17 protein-coding genes are annotated in these 19,526 nt (G+C 71.6%); 16 read left to right on the forward strand and 1 reads right to left on the reverse strand.

The features are described from left to right. Nucleotides 1-144 precede the first annotated feature (144 nt). Nucleotides 145-2,304 (reverse strand): formylglycine-generating enzyme family protein, encoded by a 2,160-nt coding sequence (locus ACE3SG_RS26145; RefSeq protein ID WP_374569182.1) that lies wholly within the window; start codon nt 2,302-2,304, stop codon nt 145-147. Nucleotides 2,305-2,785: 481 nt separating this feature from the next. Between ACE3SG_RS26145 and ACE3SG_RS26150 the strand changes: the two genes are divergently transcribed. The 16 genes from ACE3SG_RS26150 (at nt 2,786) to ACE3SG_RS26225 (ending at nt 19,375) form a co-directional block, all read left to right on the forward strand. Beyond that, nucleotides 2,786-3,175: a hypothetical protein gene (locus ACE3SG_RS26150; RefSeq protein ID WP_374569183.1), complete on the forward strand. Its 390-nt coding sequence runs from the start codon at nt 2,786-2,788 to the stop codon at nt 3,173-3,175. 29 nt (nt 3,176-3,204) lie between these two features. Continuing rightward, nucleotides 3,205-4,767: a phage tail sheath family protein gene (locus ACE3SG_RS26155; protein ID WP_374569184.1), complete on the forward strand. Its 1,563-nt coding sequence runs from the start codon at nt 3,205-3,207 to the stop codon at nt 4,765-4,767. 33 nt (nt 4,768-4,800) lie between these two features. Beyond that, a complete protein-coding gene (locus ACE3SG_RS26160) occupies nt 4,801-5,310 on the forward strand; it encodes a phage tail protein (RefSeq protein WP_374569185.1) in 510 nt (169 codons plus the stop codon). Nucleotides 5,311-5,317: 7 nt separating this feature from the next. Then, the gene (locus ACE3SG_RS26165) at nt 5,318-6,181 is read left to right on the forward strand and encodes a hypothetical protein (protein ID WP_374569186.1); all 864 of its coding nucleotides are present in this window, start codon (nt 5,318-5,320) and stop codon (nt 6,179-6,181) included. 596 nt (nt 6,182-6,777) lie between these two features. Beyond that, on the forward strand, nt 6,778-7,248 hold the full coding sequence (locus tag ACE3SG_RS26170; protein WP_374569187.1) for a hypothetical protein: 471 nt from the start codon (nt 6,778-6,780) through the stop codon (nt 7,246-7,248). A 4-nt stretch (nt 7,249-7,252) separates the two neighbouring features. Beyond that, the gene (locus ACE3SG_RS26175; protein WP_374569188.1) at nt 7,253-8,281 is read left to right on the forward strand and encodes a Pvc16 family protein; all 1,029 of its coding nucleotides are present in this window, start codon (nt 7,253-7,255) and stop codon (nt 8,279-8,281) included. Between the two features lie 10 nt (nt 8,282-8,291). Continuing rightward, nucleotides 8,292-9,665: an ATP-binding protein gene (locus ACE3SG_RS26180; RefSeq protein ID WP_374569189.1), complete on the forward strand. Its 1,374-nt coding sequence runs from the start codon at nt 8,292-8,294 to the stop codon at nt 9,663-9,665. Then, a complete protein-coding gene (locus ACE3SG_RS26185) occupies nt 9,658-9,912 on the forward strand; it encodes a hypothetical protein (protein WP_374569190.1) in 255 nt (84 codons plus the stop codon). The genes ACE3SG_RS26180 and ACE3SG_RS26185 overlap by 8 nt, the downstream gene beginning before the upstream one ends. Then, nucleotides 9,906-10,553: a hypothetical protein gene (locus tag ACE3SG_RS26190; RefSeq protein WP_374569191.1), complete on the forward strand. Its 648-nt coding sequence runs from the start codon at nt 9,906-9,908 to the stop codon at nt 10,551-10,553. The genes ACE3SG_RS26185 and ACE3SG_RS26190 overlap by 7 nt, the downstream gene beginning before the upstream one ends. Beyond that, nucleotides 10,553-10,897, forward strand: a complete 345-nt coding sequence (locus tag ACE3SG_RS26195; RefSeq protein WP_374569192.1) for a hypothetical protein — start codon at nt 10,553-10,555, stop codon at nt 10,895-10,897. Before ACE3SG_RS26190 ends, ACE3SG_RS26195 begins: the two co-directional genes overlap by 1 nt. 25 nt (nt 10,898-10,922) lie before the next feature. Further along, nucleotides 10,923-12,110, forward strand: a complete 1,188-nt coding sequence (locus ACE3SG_RS26200) for a phage late control D family protein (RefSeq protein WP_374569193.1) — start codon at nt 10,923-10,925, stop codon at nt 12,108-12,110. Nucleotides 12,111-12,121: 11 nt separating this feature from the next. Continuing rightward, nucleotides 12,122-12,940 carry a phage baseplate assembly protein V gene (locus ACE3SG_RS26205; RefSeq protein ID WP_374569194.1) on the forward strand — a complete coding sequence of 273 codons (819 nt, stop codon included), beginning with the start codon at nt 12,122-12,124 and terminating at the stop codon, nt 12,938-12,940. 22 nt (nt 12,941-12,962) lie between these two features. Further along, complete coding sequence (locus tag ACE3SG_RS26210; protein WP_374569195.1) at nt 12,963-13,400, forward strand: GPW/gp25 family protein; 438 nt, start codon at nt 12,963-12,965, stop codon at nt 13,398-13,400. Nucleotides 13,401-13,409: 9 nt separating this feature from the next. Continuing rightward, entirely contained in the window at nt 13,410-14,594 is a 1,185-nt protein-coding gene (locus tag ACE3SG_RS26215) for a hypothetical protein (RefSeq protein WP_374569196.1), read from the forward strand. Nucleotides 14,595-14,759: 165 nt separating this feature from the next. Continuing rightward, nucleotides 14,760-17,732, forward strand: a complete 2,973-nt coding sequence (locus tag ACE3SG_RS26220; protein WP_374569197.1) for a hypothetical protein — start codon at nt 14,760-14,762, stop codon at nt 17,730-17,732. Beyond that, nucleotides 17,729-19,375: a phage tail protein gene (locus tag ACE3SG_RS26225; RefSeq protein WP_374569198.1), complete on the forward strand. Its 1,647-nt coding sequence runs from the start codon at nt 17,729-17,731 to the stop codon at nt 19,373-19,375. The genes ACE3SG_RS26220 and ACE3SG_RS26225 overlap by 4 nt, the downstream gene beginning before the upstream one ends. Nucleotides 19,376-19,526: the final 151 nt, after the last annotated feature.

Below are 19,526 nucleotides of genomic sequence, written 5' to 3' on the forward strand. Positions count from 1 at the left end.
CAGCCACAAGGCCCAAGCAACCGCCCAATTTGCACCCACGCGTCGCACGCCGAACGACATGGCTCCTCGCACACTCTTGTTGTCGACCAAAACAGGGCCCCGGGTTCAACGGGGCTCGACGTTAACCGATCGGCCCACGGCCGATCACGCCGCGTCCTTCACGCAACGAAACCCGAGCGTGCCGGCGCGGTCTTTCGAGGGCGCCATCAGCAGGTACTTGCCGTGTTCGGTCAGCTTGCGCGTCTGCGGGAAGTACCACATCGCGCCCTGCGGCTGCCAGTGGCTGCCGCCGCGCACGATCGCGGCGCGGGTGTGGTCATCGTGGTATTCGTCGGTCCACTGCCACACGTGGCCCACCAGGTCTTCGACACCGAACGGGCTGGCCGCTTGCGGGTGCTGGCCCACCGGCGGCGGCAGCGGCAGCTCGCGCCCGTTGGCGGGCGCCGGCACGAACCCGGCTTGCCATGTGTTGCCCCAGGGGTAGAGGCGGCCATCGGTGCCTTGGGCGGCGTACTGCCACTCCCACTCGTGCGGCAGGCGCTTGCCGGCCCATTGGCAATAGGCGCGGGCATCTTCGATCGAAACCCAGGTCACCGGCCGCTGGCCGTCGCCCGCGCGCGGCGCGCCGTTCACCCAATGCCGCAAGAAGTGGTGGTCATCGGCCGGCCGGTAGGACGCTGCGGCGACGAAACGCTGGTACTCGGCATTCGTCACCGGGTGCCTGTCGATGTGGAACGCGCTCAGCACCATGCGGCGCAGGTGCTCGCGTCGAGGCACGTCTTCCCACGGGTACTGCACGTCCAGGCCGGGCCGGTTCTCGCCTTCGATCTCGACACCGGTGACACGGAACAGGTACTCGCCGCCCGGCACACGCACCATGCCCGGCGGCGGCAACTGGGCCCGCGGCGTCGTCGCCATCGGCACCTGGGCCTGCGGCAGCGGCTGCCACGCCGCAGAATGGCTGGCCAAGGGCGTGGCGGCCAACGCGCGCATTCCCGCTAGAAAGGCCTGCAGGTGGGCGGCATCGGCATGCTCGTCCACCTGCAGCAGCGCACCGAAGCCACGCGGCTCCAGCAGGAGGTCGATCGCCACCTCGCCCTCGCCCGCCGGCCGGGGCTGCAGTTCCACCCCGTTCCACGCATCGAAGTAGCGTTGCCCTGCCCGGTGCGGCACGCGCAACACGCCCTGGTCGAGCGCGAAGTCGTTGCGGTTGACCACCGTCCACAGCGTCTCGTGCGCAGACGGGAAGCGGCTCGCGTAGACCCCGTAGTGCCCGGTGGCCACATGGGGCGTCCAGTCCGCACTGGTCAGCAGCTCGGGCCATGCGCGGTAGAGCTTGCCGATGCGCCGGATCACCTCGCCATCGCGCGGCGTGATGCCGTTCCACCAGCCCCACACGTTCTCCCAGCTCTGCAGGCCGGTGCCATTGAAGAACGCCGCCTGCAGGATCTGGTGGCGGTCGGTGGCCCACCGGTCCGCCACATGCACCATGTGACGCGGCTCCAGCCACTTCCACTTGCTGACCAGGGGCACGAACGGTGTCTCCCAGTAGCCCCAGCTCAGCTGGTTGTAGGCCAGCATGCGGTCGTCGCGCAGCGCCAACTCGGGCTCCAGCGCCAAGGCCCGCCCACTGCTGTCTGACGCGTCGCGATAGGCCCGCGGCAGGCCGTCCATCGTGTCGCCGTTGATGCCGTCGGCCCCCAGCTCGGCGATCAGCTTCGCCGCGGCCTCGGCCAGCGGCGCGCCTTCGTCGCGGGTCGCCGTGTCCCACGGCATGACCGGGAAGAACACGCGCACGCCGCGACGGTGAAAGTCGTCGACCATGCGCCGCACCGCCGGCAACCCGCCGGGCAGGTCGCGCACCATGTCGAGCTGGTTGCGGTTGTCGATGCCGATGTTGGGGTAGACCGGCCAGATCAAGACGCTGTCGATGCCGCCGTAGCGGCGGTCGAGGTCGTCCAGGTACCGATCGACGGTGTAGCGGCGAAGCTCGGGGTCGTAGAGGTAGCGGTCTTCGACCATCGCCTGCGGCTGCACGAAGCTGCGCTGCGTCCACTGCAATTCGAGGCGCTGGTACTCGGCGCCGTCGTAACCCAACCGCTGGCGTTGCGCGCTGCGCCAGGCCTGCATGGCTTCGAGCCACGCAGGCCGTGCCGAGGCCACATCCCGCTTCCAGTTGTTCAGGCGCGCCATCCAGTCCGGCTCGCCCTGGTCTTGCTGCGCCGGCCCAACGATCTGGCTGCCGCGCACTTCGATCGGCGTGTCTTGCGCCGGCACCGCGGCATGGGCTGTGACCATCAGCATGACCCCCAGCAGCTTCAGGCGCTGCGCGGCGGCCCCTGCCCGCCGGCGTCGTCCACCCGGGCCACGCCGGCTACCCGGGCCACCGACCCGATGATTTGAAAGCGATTTCACCCTCGCAGTATGTGGCCGCGAAGGCGAGCGCTGAACGGTGGTTTCACCGAGCCTGACCCGTGGCCCTAACGGCACTGTTCCCGGCATGGCTTTCTGGCGCCCAGCGAAAGCCCCTGTCAACAGCGTGGATCGTTAGTTGGTGACCTCGCCGTTCGCGCGTATCCGATCGCCGCTGCTGATGGTTGACGTGGGTCATGCTGCCTGGCCAGGTCGTCATCAATGTTGAGGATGCCAGGAAGAACCCTGCGGGCCAACGTGGCACGGCCCGACCGACACGCACCTGCGCATTTGGTTTTTGTGGATGGCATGGCGTGTCGGCGGTACCAGTCAGGCACGGGCCGGCAACGGCGATTCACGACAGGGGTGACACATGACGCAGCTGAAGATGACCATGGCCATCGCCGTGGCCGGCGGACCGACGTGGAGCATCAACCGCACTGAAGACGTCGAGGCCTACGACGTGGTGTCGGTGGCCATCCCCGCCGGCGCCACCGACACCGAGGTTCAGGTTCAACCCGGCGAATCGGCCCAGATCATCGTGCTGGCGATCCAGTCCAGCGTGTATGGCGACGACATCACCTACAAGGCGAGCGACGGCACCACCGACTCCGACGAGCTGACGCTGCATGGCCCGCAGTTGTTCGGGCGCGGCGTCACCAGCCTGTTCGGGCTGGACGTGAAGACGCTGAAGTTCAGCAACGCGCTGGCCGACGGCACCGCGACGATCCAGGTGCTGGTCGGCCGCGACGCGACGGCCTGACCCCGACCCGCCACCGACCGAGGTTCCCCATGCCCAGCTACCTGCACCCCGGCGTCTACGTCGAGGAACTGCCCAGCGGCAACCGCCCCATCGAAGGCGTCGGCACATCGACCGCCTGCTTCATGGGCTACTGCCGCCAGGGGCCGCTGAACACCCCCACGCTGATCAACAACTGGGACGCCTACGAGCGCACCTTCGGCGGCCTGCAGACCGACACCACCGTGGTCGCCGGCGCCGCCGCGCCGCTGGGTGACCCGATGGGCCACGGCGTCAACGCCTTCTTCATGAACGGCGGCACGGCTGCCTACATCGTGCGCCTGGCCCTTGGCGCCAGCGCCGCCAGCGGCACCATCAACGACGGCGGCCTGCTGCTCACCGTCACCGCGGCCAACCCGGGGCGCTGGGCCAACGCACTGGTGCTGCGCCTGGCGATGAAGCAGGACGACCACGGCAACAACATCTTCCTCGCCTCGGTGGGCGAAGGCACCGGCAGCGCCTTCGTCGCGCTCGAGCCGCCGCAAGAGGTGGTGCCCGAGACGGGCCAGCCCACGTCGATGCAGGCCACGATCAACGCCAGCTCGAAGCTGGTGCAGGTCACCGTGCCCGCCGGCCAGGAGGCGGCGCTGCGCGCGCATCTGGAAGGCGCCGCGGGCGGCGTGACCGAGGTGACGATGACCACCGCCGGCGTCGACGGCAACGCGCCGGGCGCCAACGAGTACCAGGACGCGTTCCCGCCGCTGGTGAAGATCCGCGACATCAACATCCTGCTGCTGCCCGGCCAGACCTGGGACGGCGGCACCGGCCAGTCGATCCTGAACCAGGCCGTGGCGCACTGCGAGACCACCCGCAACCGCATGCTGGTGTTCGACCTGCCGCCGGCCCTGTTGCTCGACAACGAATCGACCGTGCAGGGCCTGGGCCTGCCCACCTCGACCTACGCGGTCACCTACTACCCGTGGACGCTGGTGGCCAACCCCTTCTACAGCCCCGACTCGAACCCCGCCGCCCCACGCTCGGTGATGGTCTCGCCAGCATCGATGACCGCCGGCCTGTGGGCCAAGACCGACTCGCGGCGCGGCGTGTGGAAGGCGCCAGCGGGCATCGAGTTTCCGCTGCTCGGCGTCTCGGGCCTGGCGTTCCAGGTGGCCAACGAGGAGCAGGACTACCTCAACCCGCAAGGCGTGAACGCGCTGCGCCGCATGCCGGGCTTCGGGCCGGTCGTCTGGGGCACGCGCACGCGGTCGACCCGCGCCAACCCCGAGTGGCGCTACGTGCCGGTGCGGCGCACCGCGATCTTCATCGAAGAGTCGATCTACGGCGGCATCCAGTGGGCGGTCTTCGAGCCCAACGACCACCGGCTGTGGTCGTCGCTGCGCACCAACATCGACTCGTTCATGAACGGCCTGTTCCGCGCAGGCGCCTTCCAGGGCGAGATGGCCAACGACGCCTACTTCGTGCGCTGCGGCCTGGGCCAGACGATGACCCAGGACGACATCGACCGCGGCATGGTGATCGTGCTGGTGGCCTTCGCGCCGCTGAAGCCGGCCGAGTTCGTCATCGTGCGCATCCAGCAGAAGGTCGGACAGCAGTAACCCCTGAGAAGCCCGCTTGCCGAGGAGAGCCCCATGGCCGCCCCGTTGTTTCCGGTGAACACGCATCGCTACGACCCCTACCGCACCTTCAAATTCCAGGTCCTCATCGACGGCAAGCCGGTGGCGGGCCTGAAGAAGATGAGCGCGCTCAAGCGCAAGACCGAGCCCATCAAGTGGCGCACCGCCGGCGACCCGAGCAGCGAGCGCATCCTGCCCGGCGCGACGACGTATGAGCCGATCACGCTCGAGCAAGGCCTGTCGCACGACCCGGTGTTCGAGAACTGGGCCGCGCTGGTCAACAACATCACCGGCGACGCCGCGATGTCGTTGAAGAACTTCCGCAAGGACATCGTCATCAACGTGCTCAACCTGCAGGGCAAGGTGGCGCTCTCGTACAAGATCTTCCGCGCCTGGGTCTCGGACTACCAGGCGCTGCCGGACCTGGACGCGGGCACCACCAACACGGTGGGCATCCAGACGATGACGCTGCAGCACGAGGGTTGGCAGCGCGACGCGAGCGTCGCCGAGCCGCTCGAGACCTAAGAGCCCCATGCCCATGCTCCGCAGCGAAGGTCTCCTGCCCGGCGGCCTCGTCGAGGGCGGGGCACGCACGCGCGCCTATGCGTTTCGCCCGCTCGACGGGGCGGTCGAACTGGCGCTGGGCGAGGCGGTGGTCGGTGCGCCCTCGCTGCCGGTGGCCGTGACGCGCGCGCTGTGCGCCACGCTCGCCACGCTCGGCGATGCACCCGCCAGCAGCGAGCGGGTCGACGCGCTGTGCGTGGCCGACCGGCAGTTTCTGATGCGCGAGCTGCAGTGCCTGTGCGGCGCCTCGACGCGCTGGCTGGTTGCGACCTGCGCCGCCTGCGGCGAGCGCTTCGACCTCGAACTCGACCTGCTCGCGCTGCCGGTCGCCCCCGCGCCATCGTCGTTCCCGCAGGCCAGCGGCATGCACCAAGGCCTCGCCTGGCAGGCGCGGCTGCCCACCGGGGCCGACCAGGCCTGGCTGGCCCGCGCCCATACGGGTGACGAAAGCGATGGCGATGGCGATGACGACGACGACCTCGCGGCCCTCGAAACCCGCCTGCTTCAGCGCCTGTGGCTGGACGGCACCGACCCGCGCCTGCGTGCCGACCCCTCGTCGCCCGGCCTGCGCGAAGCGGTCGAGGCCGCGCTGGATGCGGTCGCCCCCGGTGTCGTCACGACCCTCAGCGCGCCCTGCCCCGTCTGCGGCCAGGTGAACGCGGTCGCGACCGACCCCTACGAGCGCCTGGGCACCGGGCTCGACGACCTGCTGCACCAGGTGCACACGCTGGCCTCGCACTACCACTGGAGCGAGGCCGACATCCTGAGGCTGCCGCGCACGCGCCGCCACGCCTACCTGGCGCTGCTCGACACCGCCGTCGAGCCCGTCTGACCCGCAGCCGCCAGCGCGCCATGGGCCTGTTCTCCGACACCATCCGCGACGCACGCCGGCCCCTGCCCGGCGGCGCCACATGGCTGCGCCGCGCCGCCGTCGACGATGCACCGGTCGAGGCCGACGAGCCCGCCGACCCGGCCGCGTTGACCGTGTTCCGTCTCCAGAAGGAGGGTGGTGGTTCGCCATCGCCCAGGGCGCCTGTCCGTCAGCCGGAAGCGGCTGCGCGGACGGGGCCTTCGACCGGCTCCCGGGCGCCGAAGGGTGGCGCGCCGGGTGACGGACCCGCCACACGAGCAAGCCAGAGGCAAGCTCTCCCGTCAGTCGAAACAGAGAAGGCGAGCGAGCAACACGAGTCGCAATTCATCGTCCAGGAAGCGTCGTCACCGAAGTCGTTCTCGCGGGGAATTCCGTCACCGAAGGGTGTGGATACGTCGTGGTCGCTCACGGGACCCCAGTCTTCCAACCATGTACGAGATAGCCAAAGTGAAGCAGACAGACCAACCGAGGATCGCTACAGGTGGAGGCGTGAGGCCCGGGGCGCCCCTTCTGGAGACCCATTCGAACCAGTGGCACCGGTGCCACCAGCGGGCCCCTTGGACGAAGCGGCCGGGTACGACGCCGCGCCCGCCGCGACACCAGCCGCCGCACCATGGGCGGCCTCGCCCGCCGCGCGCGACGGGCTGAGCGACACCGCCCCGCCAGGGCCCGCGATCGCACCCGCCACCGCGCCGGCTCGGGCCGCAGCGGGGCCGCTGCGCCATGCGGCCACGACGGCGGCGCAGGCCGTGCCCGAGGCCGCGCTGGGCGTGCCCGGTGACCGGCCCGATTCCGTGGCGACCGTGCCGGCGGTCACGCGCCCCACCCTCGCCAGCCCCTCGGCCCGCGCGCCGATGGCCAGCGCCCGACCGCCCGCGATGACACCAGCCGCGCCCGCGCCTCCGTCGCTGCGCATCGGCCGCATCGACGTCACCGTGCTCGCCGACACCCCACGCGCCGCGCCCCGCGCCGACGCGGGTGGGCTCGACCCGCACTTCCTCAGCCGCCACTACCTGCGCAGGACTTGACGCCATGGCGGTCGCGATCTCCTCGTTGTCGCAGGTCTGCCGGGCCGTGGGCCAGCTCGTCGGCACGGGCATCAACCAGTCGGCGCACTCGCGCATCAACGTCGTCATCGGCACGCCGGCCGTCGGGTCACAGGTGGACGGCGACACCGGCCATCGCCTGAACCTGTTCTTCTTTCGCTTCGAGCCGTCGGGCTTCTTCCCCGACAACCTGCCGGGCGACCCGTGGCTGGTTCGTGCGCACTGCCTGATGACGCCCTTCTGCCTCGATGACGACACCATCGCCGCCGGCGAAAACGACCTGCGTGTGCTCGGCGAGCTGATGCGCTTCTTTCACGAGAGCCCCGAGTTCGATGTCGATGTCGACGGCGAGCCGTGGCGGCTGCAGGCGGTCTTTCTCACGCTCGGCCTCGACCAGCTCAACCAGCTCTGGTCGACCCAGGGCGACACCGTCTACCGGCCCTCGGCGCTGTTCGAGCTGTCGCTCGCGCCGGTGCTGCCGCGCACACCCACCATCCCCGCGCCGCGCGTGGGCGGCCTCGGTTTCGAAGCCCGCGGCACGATGGCCGCGCGGCACGCCGGCCCGACGGCGGCCATGCGCACCGCCGTCCCGATGGTCGGCCTCATGCGGCCCGACACCGGCCCCGAAACCTGGGCCCCGGCGCTGTGCCTGGTCGACGACAGCGCGTGCCTGTTGTCGGTCTCGTTCGCCGTGGGCAGCGCCGAGCTCACCGCCTTCGCCCCCGAGGCCTGGATCGCCGGCGCGCCGGGCAGCAGCGCACAGCTGCGCTGGGAGACCTGGGAGGCCGCCGCCGGCTGGCAGACGCAGGCCCCGGGCGGGCCGCTGCTGATCGCCGATGCGGCGCTCGACCCGGACGCGGTCGGCTCGGCCACCACGCGGGCCACCACGCTGCCCTTCGACGACCGGCCGGGCCAGCTCGCGCTCTATGCCGAACGCCTGGTCACGCGCGCGGCCGATGGGGTGCAAATCACCGTGCGCAGCAACCCCGTGCTCGTGACGCTGCACGCGCCATGACGAGGCCCGCATGAACGCCCCCCGCGTCGACCTTTTGCCCGCCGCCCTGCTCGAACCCGAGTGGGAGCGCCTGCTGCTGCTCGCCTACTGCCTGATGCAGACGCGCCAGGGCCACGCGCTGGCCGACGAAGACCTGCAGCAGCTCGCGCGCCTGAAGGCCCTGGTCGACAACCTGCGGGCCCCGGGCGGCGCGTGGACGCAGGTGCTGGGCGGCACCGGCGCGGACGCGCCCACCGCCTCCGGCCCCGAGTTCGACGTGCTCGCCGCGGTGGCGGCGCCGGAGTTCGAGCCTAGCCTGGGCGGCGCCTTCCAGCAGCTGCAGGCCGGTGCCGGTGGCAATGCTTCGCCGTACCCGAGCCGCGCGCTGCTGCAAGAGCTGCTCGCGCTCGACGCCGGCCGCGCGCACCTGCTGTCGGATGCGCTATCGCCCCAGGGCCTGCCGCGCCGGCGCCGGCTGGTGCGCGTCGACCAGGAGGGGGCGTACCAGCCGCTGCTGCCCGAGCCGGCGCTGCTCGCGCGCCTGGCCGGCCGCGACTGGACGCCGCCACCGCCGCCCGGCGCCGAGCTGGTACCGCTGCAGGCCGGCTGGGACGACCTGGTGCTGCCGCCCGACCGTCGCGCGATGCTGCACGAGTACCTGCTGTGGGTGCGCCACCGTGCCACCGTGGTCGACCGCTGGGGCGGGGCCTCGGTGGGTGGCCCGGTCGCGTTGTTCTCGGGCCCGTCGGGCACCGGCAAGACGCTGGCCGCCAGCGTGGTCGCCAACTGCCTGGGCCACTGGCCGCTGTACCGCGTCGACCTTGGCCGCGTGGTCAGCAAGTACGTCGGCGAAACCGAAGAGAACCTCAACCGCCTGTTCGATGCCGCCCACGGCCGCCCGATGGTGCTGCAGTTCGACGAGGCCGACGCGCTGTTTGCCAAGCGCGGCGAGGTGAAAGAGGCACGCGACCGCTACGCCAACATGGAGGTGAGCCACCTGCTCTCGCGCATCGAGACGCACCAGGGCCCCTGCATCCTCACCACCAACCTGCGGCGCCAGCTCGACTCGGCCTTCACCCGCCGGCTGCAGGTGGTGATCGAGTTCCCGCGGCCCGACATCACCGCCCGCGCCGCGCTGTGGCAGCGGCTGCTGCCGCCGCGGGCGCCGCGCGAGCCCGGTGTCGACCCGGCCTGGCTGGCCGACTGCGCCGCGCTCACCGGCGGCCAGATCCGCAACGCGGCGCTGCATGCGGCCTACCTCGCCGCCGGCGCCGACACGCCGATCGGCCTGCCGCATGTGGCGCTGGGCGTGTGGCGCGAGCTGTCGAAAGACGGCCGCGAAGTGGCGCGCACCGAGCTCGGCGCGCTGGCGCCCTACCTACCCGAGGAGCTGGCCCGTGCTTGAGATCGACCACCTGGCGCTGACACTGCCCGCCGGCTTCGGCCCGCGCGCCGCGCGCATCGCCCGCCTGACCGCGCAGGCGCTGGCCGCGCACGGCCTGGGCGGCCAAGGCGCCGTGCCGCAGCTGCAGGCCGCGCCGCTGCGGGTGGACGCGGCGCGCTCGGACCACCACATCGCGCAGCAGATCGCCGCGCATGTCGCGGCGCTGGTCGCGCCGCACACCGCCCCCACGGGAGACGGCCCATGCTGAACGAGAGCCGCGGTTTCCTGGTCGAGTACGCGCTGGCGCTGCCGCCGCTGGTGCTGGCGTTCGAGTTCAACCCGCAGCAGATCACGCGCAACCGCGCCGTCACGATCACGCTGGGCAACACGCCGGCCACGCGCGGCGGCTACGACTTCACGCTGCCCACCGAGACCGCGCGCGTCGCGCAGGGCGTGTCGATCGAGCCCGAGAGCTTCGACGTCGAGATCCTGCTGGACGCCACCGACCGCATGAACAAGAACGAGATGGTGGCGCGCGACTTCGGCATCGAGCCCGAGCTCGACACGCTGCGCAGCATGGTCGAGCCCAAGACCCAGGGCCCTGGTGGCCTGCAGATGCTTGCCAGCCTCGGCCAGGGCGGCGCGCGGGCCTTCCAGCGCAACCTCACCGCGTCGGTGCTGCTGTTCGTCTGGGGCACGCATGTGCTGCCGGTGTTCCTGAAGGCGGTGGATGTCACCGAGTCGGCGCACCTGCCTTCGCTCGTGCCCTACCGCGCCACCGTGAAGCTGACGCTGCAGGTCATCGAAGGCAACAACCCGTTCTACGCAGCCGAGAAGCTGCGCCAGACGATGTCCGCCGCACTCAACACCGGCCGCACCGCGGCGGCCGCCATCGGAGGGCTGTTCTGATGTTCCTGAAGGACTCACGCTACCTGCCCGCCCACCGCTTCGATCCGCTGCCCGACGGCAGCGTGCCGTTCAAGGGCGTGCGCCCGCGCTGGATCGGCGCGGCCACCGGCGTGCTGGAGCACGGCCTGCAACCGGGCGAACGACTGGACTGGCTCGCGACGCATTACTTCAACGACAGCCGCCTGTGGTGGCGCATCGTCGATGCCAACGCCGACCTGCTGTGCGCGCTCGAGCTCGAAGCCCCGGGCCTGCGCCCGCCCCCCGGTGCCGGCGGCACCGAAGACCCGTCGCCCACCGCCGAAGACTTCGGCGTCGTGGCGCTGATCCCGCGCGCCCGCGAGTGAGCGGCGGCCACCGAGGAGCAACATCTTGGGCTTCGATCTCGCCGGGCTGCTCTCAGGCAAGGAACGTGCGCCGGCCGAGTGCGTGGTAGAGGTCGACCAGCAGCCGATCGACGACCTGTACCCCTTCCTGATCGAGGTGCAGGTCGAGACCAGCCGCACCCAGCCCGCCACCGCCACGCTGACCTTCGAGACCCGGCGCGACGAGCAGGGCCGCTGGCTGGTGCAGGACGCCGCCTCGTCGACCTTCGGCGGCGACGACCCGGTGCTGGTCGAGTGGAAGCCGATCCGCCTGGCCGCGGTGTTCGGCGCGCGTGAAGAAGAGGTCTTCCGCGGCTTCATTCGCCAGGTGCGCGCCGAGTACCCCGAAGACGCCGGCGGCGCGCGCCTGGTCGTCGAGTGCCAGGACGACTCGCTGCAGATGGACCGCGAGCACAAGCGCCGCACCTGGGGCACCGAGCAGGTGCCCGCGTCCGATGCGAGCCTGCTGTCCGAGCTGGTGTCGACCTATTCGCCGCTGTCCACCGCGCCCGACTGCGGCCGCGGCCAGTCGGGCCTGGTCAACCTCAACCAGGACGGCACCGACATCGAGTTCCTCAAGGCGCGCGCCGAGGCCAACGGCTACGAGCTGCTGTTCCGCGAGGGCGAGGTCTACTTCGGCCCGATGCGCCTGCAACGCCAGCCGCAGGAGACGCTGATGGTCTACGCCGGCGCCGACACCAACTGCCTGTCGCTGACCGCGACCACCGACTCGCACCAGGCCGACGCGGTGGCCTACGACGCGCCCGCGGCCACCGGCGACCAGCCGACCCAGGAGACCGTCGACCCCAACCTGCCGCTGCTGGGCAAGACCCACGCGACCAGCGCCGACCGCGGCCTGGCGCCCTTCGTCTGGCGCCTGTCGGGCGAAGCCGGTGCCGATGCCTCGCGCCTGCGCGACGTGGCGCAACGCAAGGCCAATGATTTCGACATCCACAAGATCCAGGCCGAGGGCGAGCTCGACGGCACGCTCTACGGCCACGTGCTGCTGGCCGGCGGCACCGTGGGTGTGGACGGGCTGGGCAGCCGCTTCTCGGGCATCTGGTATGTCGACACCGTGACCCACGCCTTCACCTCGCTGGGCTACCGCCAGCGCTTCAAGCTGCTGCGCAACGCCTGGGGCGACAACCTGGGCGACACCGCCCCGATCGGCGCCTCGCTGGCGGCCATCTTCTGAGGACCCAGGCCATGCCCGGCATCGACGAACGACTGGCCCAGGTCCTGCGCGACCGCCGCGCCTACGGCAAGTACCGCGGCGCGGTGGTCGACAACCAGGACCCGGACAAGCGCGGCCGCGTCAAGGTCTCGGTGCCCGCGCTGCTGGGCGACCAAACCTCGGACTGGGCGCTGCCGTGCTTCCCCTGCGGCGGCCTGCAGGCCACCGGCTGGTTCTGGGTGCCGCAGGTGGGCGCGCAGGTCTGGGTCGAGTTCGAGGGCGGCGACGTGAACTACCCGGTCTGGACCGGCACCTTCTGGCAGCAGGCGTCCGACGTGCCGGCCGAGGTGCTGGACCCGCCCACCACGACGCTGCTGAAGACGCCCAAGGGCCACGCGTTCGTGCTGGAAGACAAGGACGACGACGAGCACCTGTCGCTGACCCACAGCGGCGGCGCGCAGATGCTGATCGACAAAGACGGCAACCTCGCCCTCACCGACCAGGGCGGCGGCAAGGTCACGCTCGACGCGAAGAACGGCCAGATCCTGATCGAGGACACCAACGGCAACAGCGTGACGATGTCGTCGTCGGGCACCACGGTCGAAGACGGCAACGGCAACAAGATCGAGATGACCTCCTCGGGCATCAACGTCAAGGGCACGCAGGTCGTCGTCGAAGGCCAGCAGGTGATGCTGGGCGGCTCTGGCGGCGAGCCCGTCATCAAGGGCCAGAGCTTTCTCACGCTGTTCGCCACGCACGTGCACACCTGCACCGCGCCGGGCAGCCCCACGTCGCCGGCGATCCCGCAGGGCGAGATGAGCACGCTGTCGATGAAGGTCATGACCGCCTGACCACGAACCTCGAAAGACCCCCATGACGCTCACCGCCCGCCTCGTCCAACGCCGCCTGGCCGACCCGCCTTACCTCGCGTTCCCGCTCGTCGTCGACCCGCCGGGCGGCGGTGGCCCGCGCCTGGCCGACCGCGCGGCCCATGTGCGCGCGCAGATCGAGCAGGTGCTGTTCACGCTGGCGCGTGAGCGGCCCCATCGCCCCGAGTTCGGCGCGGGTGCCAAGGCCTTGCTGTTCGAGCCCAACGCGTCGCCGCTGTGGCAGGTGACGCAGCGGCGGCTGTCGTCTGCACTGGCCGAAGCGCTCAAGGGCGAGGTCGACCCGAAGTCGCTGGTGGTCGAGGTCGGGCTGGACGAGGTCGACGAAGGCGCGCCGCCGCCGGACGCCTCGCGGCTGGTGATCCGCGTGTCGTATGCGCTGGCCGCCGTGAACCAGCGCGAACAGGCGCGCTTCCGCCTCTGAGGACCCGCCATGGCCCGCCTGCCCGACCCCGTGCTCAGCTTCCCCGGCGGCTGCCCCGACTGCGGCCGCCGCGAGGTGGTGCTGCCGCCGGTGCTGCCCGAGGTCGGCGACGATTTCGACTGGGACGTGCGCGACTTCGACGGCTTCCGGCTGTTCATGCTGCAAGACCTGGCGGCGCGCTTCCCGGCGCGCACGCGCTGGACGCCGGCCGACCTGGAGGTGATGCTGGTCGAGTTGCTGGCCACGCAGTACGACAAGCTGTCGGACATGCTGGACCGCATCGCCGGCGAGTTCGCGCTCGAAACGGCGCGCCGGCCCGAGACCGTGCGCCGCCTGCTCAAGCTGATCGGCCACGACGTGCTGCGCCGCAGCCAGGACCTGGGGCTGCCGCCGTTCGACCACGCCCCCGCGCCCGGAGACCTGCGCAGCGACATCGAGCGGCTCGAGCAGTACTGGCTCGACTACCCCGACAAGATGGACCAGGAGCGCCTGGCCGGCCCGCGCCTGATCCGCACCCAGCGCCGCATGGTCACGCTCGAAGACCACGAGTTGCGGCTGGTCGAGCACCCGCTGGTCGAGCGTGCGCATGCGTGGTCGGCCTGGGGCGGCTCGTGGCTGGTGGTGCATGTGGCCGTGATCGCCAAAGACCGGCGCCGGCTCGACCCACCGGGCGAATACACCGACGCGCTGTGGCGGGACGTCGTCGACTTCCACCGCGAGCGCGAGATCGGCCTGCCGGACCGCCTGGCGCAGCCCAGCGTGCGGGCGGTGCTGACGCCGCTGGTCGAGTCGCTGCGCCTGGCCGGCCAGGCGGTCGAGGTGGCCGATGCGGTCGAGGTGGGCGTGGTGATGCGGCTGGCGGTTCAAGTCTCGCCGCACCACTTCCAGTCCGAGGTGCGCCACGCGGTCGAGCAGGCGCTGGGCACCGGGCCGGGCGGCTTCTTCGAGCCCGGACGCCTGCGCTTTGGTGAAGACCTGTGGGCCAGCGACATCGTGCAGGCGCTGATGGCGCTGGACGGTGTCGAGCACGTCTGCCTGAACCGCTTCAAGCGCCTGGGCGACCGCTTCGCCGACCAGACCGCCTCGGGCCGCATCGCGCTCGAAGGGCTCGAAGTGGCCGTCTGCGACAACGACCCGAAACACCCGCCGCGCGGCTTCTACCGCCTCGCGCTGCACGGCGGCCGCAAGGGCTAGAGAAGCTGTGAACGAACCCGCCAAACCCGCTCGTGGCGCTCAGGACGCGCCACTCTTCGTTGCAAATGTGCGCCATAGCCCGAGCTATGGCTGTGCTTTGCGCCTCGATTGCCGCGCCCTGCGCACCCCACTCGGGCTCGCCGGGTCCATTCACAGCTTCCACCAATGACCACCCCGCTGCCCCCCGACCTGACGCGCTGGAACCGCGCCGGCCTGACACGCGTGCAATATGTGGACGGCAACGCCGCCGTCTTCCTCGAGCGGCTGCGCGTGCAGCTGGCCGAGGCCTTCCCGGGCTGGAGCACGCTGCAGCTCACCCCGCCCGCCGCGACCGAAGAGAGCGCACGCAAGGCCTTCTTGGAGGGCGTGTACCGCCAGAACCCGGACGACCTGCTGTGGCACCTGATGCGCGCCCATGCGCGCGCCGCGCACGTGCTGGCCGGCACGCTCGATGCCTACGCCAACGAAGGCTGGATCGGCACCGCCACGCAGTGGGAAAGCGTGCGTCGCCTGGTGGCGATGCTCGACTACGCGCCCCACCCACCCGGCTCGGCCTCGACCGCGCTGGCGCTGCTGCACAAGCCCGGCGCCGTCGCCAGCAAGGTGGTGGCCGGCCTGCAGGTGAAATACGCGCCGCCCGACGGCCGCCCGCCGGTGGTCTTCGAGACCCTGGCCGACCTCGACGCCGACCCCGCGCTCGACACGCTCTTTGCCCTCGACCACGACCGCAACCCGGCGCCGCTGGCCGGCACCACCTTCGTGCTCGACGGCGCGCACGACGCGCTCAAGCTCGGTGAGCCGCTGGTGTTCGAGCGCGAAGGCGACGGCGTGCTGAGCGCCCACGTGCTGACCGGCCTGCTGTCGGTCGTCGACGAGGGCGGCCGCAACGCCACGCAGGTCACCATCGCGCCGCCGCTCGCCCACGCCGCGGGCTTTGTCGTCGGGCGCACCTGGGTCCATGCCGAGCCGAAAGAGGGGCTGAAGCTCACCGGCCCGGTCGCCAGCGCCGCCGCGGTCGACCGCGCCCTCGAGCTCGCCGACGGCAGCGGCGACCTGGCCGCCGGCGAGATCGTCGCCATCGGCCGCCTCGGTGCGAAGCCGTTCTACCGGCGCCTGAAGCGCGTCTCGCCGCAACGGCTGGTGCTGCACGAGCCGCTGGGCACGCTGGACCTTCTGCACGCGTTCGTCGGCCGCCCGGTCGCGGTGACGATCTCGCGCCAGCAAGGCGGCCGCGGCCGCGCCGAAGATGGGCGCCGCCTGCAGGCGCTGCTGGTCGCGGGCGACTGGCGCTGGCTCTATGGGCAGTGGCTGGCCGATGTGCGCAAGGTCGAGGGCCGCGAGGTGCTGCCGGTCTACGAATGCATCCGCGCCGAATACACCCCGGTGTCGGGCCTGAGAGACGCCGAGGCCTCCAAGGCCGCCGGCGAAGGCTGCACGACGATCACGCTGGCCTGGGAGGCCGCCACCGACCGCGTGGTGCTCACGCCCTGGGGCGAGCCGCAGCTCGACCTGGTCAACCCACAGGCTTTGCTGGCACCGCCGCGAGCGATCACCACCGTGCGGCCCGACCCGTTCCTGCAGGAAAGCGTGGACAGCCGCCTGCTCGAACCGCTGGTGGGGGCGGTGCCGAAGAAGATCTCGGCCGGCGACCTAGCCGTGGTGCAGCGTGGCCACCGCGTGGCCTGGGGCCGGATCGCCGGGGTCGCGAGCGACGCCTCGGCCGGCGAAGCGCGCTTCACCACCGCCGAAGGCTTCACCGATCGCGGCGGCGCCCCGTTCTTCTTGCACAGCACCAAGCTCTTCGGCCACTTCGCCACCACCGCGCGGCTGTCGGGCTGGCAGCGCAACGACACGCCGCTGTCGGGCAACGAGGTGGCGCTCGCGGCGCTGCCGGCCACGCTGGCCGCCGGCCGCACGCTCATCGCGTCCAACGGCCAGGCGGCCGTGCGCACACGCGTGAAGCTGGTCTCGGCGCCCGGCGCGGCGCCTTCGGTCACGCTGCGCGACCCGCTGCCCACCCGCACCACGGCCGCCTCGCTGGTGCTCTACGGCAACGTGGTGGACGCCGGCCATGGCCAGACGCGCGCCGCACGCGTGCTGGGCAGCGGCGACGGCACGCGCAGCCACCAGGCCTTCGTGCTGGCCGTGGTCGATGCCAGCTTCGTGGCCGACGCGGCCATGCCCTCGGGGGTGCGGGCCGACCTGCAGGTCGAGGTGGCCGGCGAACGCTGGACCCAGGTGGCGCGCTTGAACGAATCGGGGCCGACCGACGCGCACTACCAGGTGCGGCAGCAGGAAGACGGCACGCTGCGCATCGCCTTCGGCGACGGCACGCATGGCCGGCGGCTGCCGACCGGCGCCAACAACGTGCGCGTCACCTACCGGCAAGACAACGGCCCGGCCGGCAACCTGGCGCCCTTCTCGCTCGCCAAGCTGGCACGGCCGCACCCGCAGGTGGCCGCGGCGGTGCAGCCGATCGCGGCCACCGGCGGCGGCGAACGCGAAACCGCCGACGCCATGCGCACCAACGCCGCCGGCACGCTGCTGGCGCTGGAGCGCGCCGTCTCGCTGACCGACTTCTCGTACCTCGCACGCAGCCGGGCCGACGTGGCGCAGGCCCAGGCCTTTGCGCTGCCGCCCGGCCGCGGCCAGCGCGAGCGGCTGGAGCTGCGCGTGATCCCCGCCGGCGGCGGCGAGTTCACGCCCGATCTGGGCCAACGGGTGAAAGACTTCCTGATGTCGCACGCGATGCCGGGTGTCGACGTCAACGTGCTGAGCTATGTGCCGCTGATCGTCGGCCTGCAGGTCGTCGTTCGCGTGCGCACCGACGCCTTCGACGGCGACACCGTGATCTCCAACGTGCGCACCGCGCTGATCGCGGCCTTCGGCATCGCGCAGCGCCGGCTCGGGCAGCCGCTGTTCAGTGGCGAGGTCTTCGCGGTCGTCGAGGCGGTGCAAGGCGTGGAGAACAGCGACTGCGCGCTACTGATCACCCCGGCCATGGCCGCGCTGGCCGACCGGATCTCGCGCAACGCCGATGGCGGCATCGTCGCGATCCGGCCCCAGCCCGAGCAGTGCGCCCATGTGGACCCGCACCAGCCCGCGGTGACCGTCACCTTCCAGCCCTACCAGCTATGACCCCCGTCGACCTCCCGAGCGTGCTGTACCGGCAAATGCCGGAGGTTCACCGCGACCGCGACAACCCGCGCCGCGCCGCCGACGGCACGGTCGTCGTGCCGGGCGACATGGCACGGCTGCTGCAGGTCGCCGGCGACCTGCAGCAGGCGCTGTACCGCACGCTGCGCCAGCGCTACCAAGACCTGTTCCCCGACCAGGAGGGGCAAGACGAATTCGGCATGTGGCGCGGCTGCCAGCCCTGGGTGCTGCCCTACCTGGCGCAGCTGCTGGACGTGGTGCCGATGTCGCCGCTCGAGGCGGGCCAGCGCGCCGAGATCGCCAATGCGGTGCCGTGGCGGCAGCGCAAGGGCACGACGGCCGGGATAGAGCAGATCGCCGCGGCCGTGTCGGGCCTCACCACCGAGACCCAGGAGGGCTGGCGCCTGGTGGCCTTGACGCCGCGCGCCGGCTTCGCGCGCCTGCCGGCGGCCAGCTTCGGCGAGGCCGAGCCGCGCTTGGCCACGGTCGCGATGAAGAACAGCCCGGGCCTCGGGCCGCTGTACGCCACGCACCCGGGCCTGCCCAACGGCACGGTCGACCTGCGCCGCCACTCGCGCGCGGTGCGTGTCACCCCTGGGACGGCAGGCGCCGAAACCACGACCTTCGGCAACGACGAGGTGTCGTGGCGCCAGGCCTCGCGCCACGGCGCGCCCTGCCTGCCCGACAGCTACCAGGACCTGTCCGCCCGCACCGCCGACCTGCGCACGCCGGACTGGCGGCGCGGCCACGTGCATCCGCGCCGCGTCGTGCTGCACGCGGCGCCTTTCGACGGCTTCTTCGACCCGCAGGCCACCTCGGTCAACTGGACGGCGATCCAGGACGCGGTGACCGGCACCGCGCCGCTGCCGCCCGGCCTGCCGCTCACGCTGCTGCGCGGCGACGGTGGCGCCGTCACGTTGCGCGGGACCACGCCCTCGCCGGTGAAGCTGCGCGGCATCGCCCGGCTCGAAGACGCACGCCCATGGACCTTCGAGAACCTGTGGTTCGACAACGAGCTGCAGGTGGTGGCGGGGTCGGTGCGGCTGGTCGGTTGCGCGCTGCGCCGGCTGCACCTGATGTTGCCCGCCTCGCACCCCGTGGCGGTGGACGCCCGGGCCTGCCTGTTCAAGGACCTGCTCGCGCCGCGCGCCGCGGTGGCGCTGGAATACGTGACCGTGCTCGAACGCCTGGTGGCCGAGCGGCTCACCGCCAGCGACTGCATCCTGATGCAGTTCCCGCGCAAGGACCTGCCGCTGGCCGACACCGACGTACCGCGCTCGGGCTGCGTGCGCTTCAGCCGCGTGCCAGAGGGGCCGGCCAAGCCTTGGCAGTCGGACCTGGCCGACTCGGACTTCCGCGTGACATCCAACTGCACCCAAGCGGCCCCGGTGTTCGTGGCCACGGTCTTCGGCAGCCCCGGCTGCGCCGTGCTGCACCCGGCCGCGCCCGCCGCGCTGCGCTTCGGCGCCGAGGACGGCGGCGAGCAAGGCGCCTGCCATGACCTGCGCTACACGCTGCGCGAGCAGGCCGTGCTCGACAAGCTGCGCGACTTCATGCCGGTCGGCATGGAGCCGGTGCTGGTGCCCGACACGTCGCTGCGCTGCAAGCCACCCAGGGCCTGTTAACACTACGGAGACCCGATGCGTTGCCACCAGAACAAGTCGAGCGCAAGGCGCAAAACGAAGCCGGGGTGCAGCCCCGGCGAGGCTTTGCAACGCCGCGGTCGGCTGTTCTGGTGGCAACCCTTCGGGAACGGACCGTCCAGGGCGCACGGCG

Source organism: Ideonella sp. (genome assembly GCF_041914305.1).
Lineage (GTDB): Bacteria > Pseudomonadota > Gammaproteobacteria > Burkholderiales > Burkholderiaceae_C > Ideonella.

Bases quoted from the DNA above. Each gene is read 5' to 3' on its own strand.
- ACE3SG_RS26145 (WP_374569182.1), bottom strand. From the start codon at position 2,304: ATGCTGATGGTCACAGCCCATGCCGCGGTGCCGGCGCAAGACACGCCG.
- ACE3SG_RS26150 (WP_374569183.1), top strand. From the start codon at position 2,786: ATGACGCAGCTGAAGATGACCATGGCCATCGCCGTGGCCGGCGGACCG.
- ACE3SG_RS26155 (WP_374569184.1), top strand. From the start codon at position 3,205: ATGCCCAGCTACCTGCACCCCGGCGTCTACGTCGAGGAACTGCCCAGC.
- ACE3SG_RS26160 (WP_374569185.1), top strand. From the start codon at position 4,801: ATGGCCGCCCCGTTGTTTCCGGTGAACACGCATCGCTACGACCCCTAC.
- ACE3SG_RS26165 (WP_374569186.1), top strand. From the start codon at position 5,318: ATGCCCATGCTCCGCAGCGAAGGTCTCCTGCCCGGCGGCCTCGTCGAG.
- ACE3SG_RS26175 (WP_374569188.1), top strand. From the start codon at position 7,253: ATGGCGGTCGCGATCTCCTCGTTGTCGCAGGTCTGCCGGGCCGTGGGC.
- ACE3SG_RS26180 (WP_374569189.1), top strand. From the start codon at position 8,292: ATGAACGCCCCCCGCGTCGACCTTTTGCCCGCCGCCCTGCTCGAACCC.
- ACE3SG_RS26190 (WP_374569191.1), top strand. From the start codon at position 9,906: ATGCTGAACGAGAGCCGCGGTTTCCTGGTCGAGTACGCGCTGGCGCTG.
- ACE3SG_RS26195 (WP_374569192.1), top strand. From the start codon at position 10,553: ATGTTCCTGAAGGACTCACGCTACCTGCCCGCCCACCGCTTCGATCCG.
- ACE3SG_RS26205 (WP_374569194.1), top strand. From the start codon at position 12,122: ATGCCCGGCATCGACGAACGACTGGCCCAGGTCCTGCGCGACCGCCGC.
- ACE3SG_RS26210 (WP_374569195.1), top strand. From the start codon at position 12,963: ATGACGCTCACCGCCCGCCTCGTCCAACGCCGCCTGGCCGACCCGCCT.
- ACE3SG_RS26215 (WP_374569196.1), top strand. From the start codon at position 13,410: ATGGCCCGCCTGCCCGACCCCGTGCTCAGCTTCCCCGGCGGCTGCCCC.
- ACE3SG_RS26220 (WP_374569197.1), top strand. From the start codon at position 14,760: ATGACCACCCCGCTGCCCCCCGACCTGACGCGCTGGAACCGCGCCGGC.
- ACE3SG_RS26225 (WP_374569198.1), top strand. From the start codon at position 17,729: ATGACCCCCGTCGACCTCCCGAGCGTGCTGTACCGGCAAATGCCGGAG.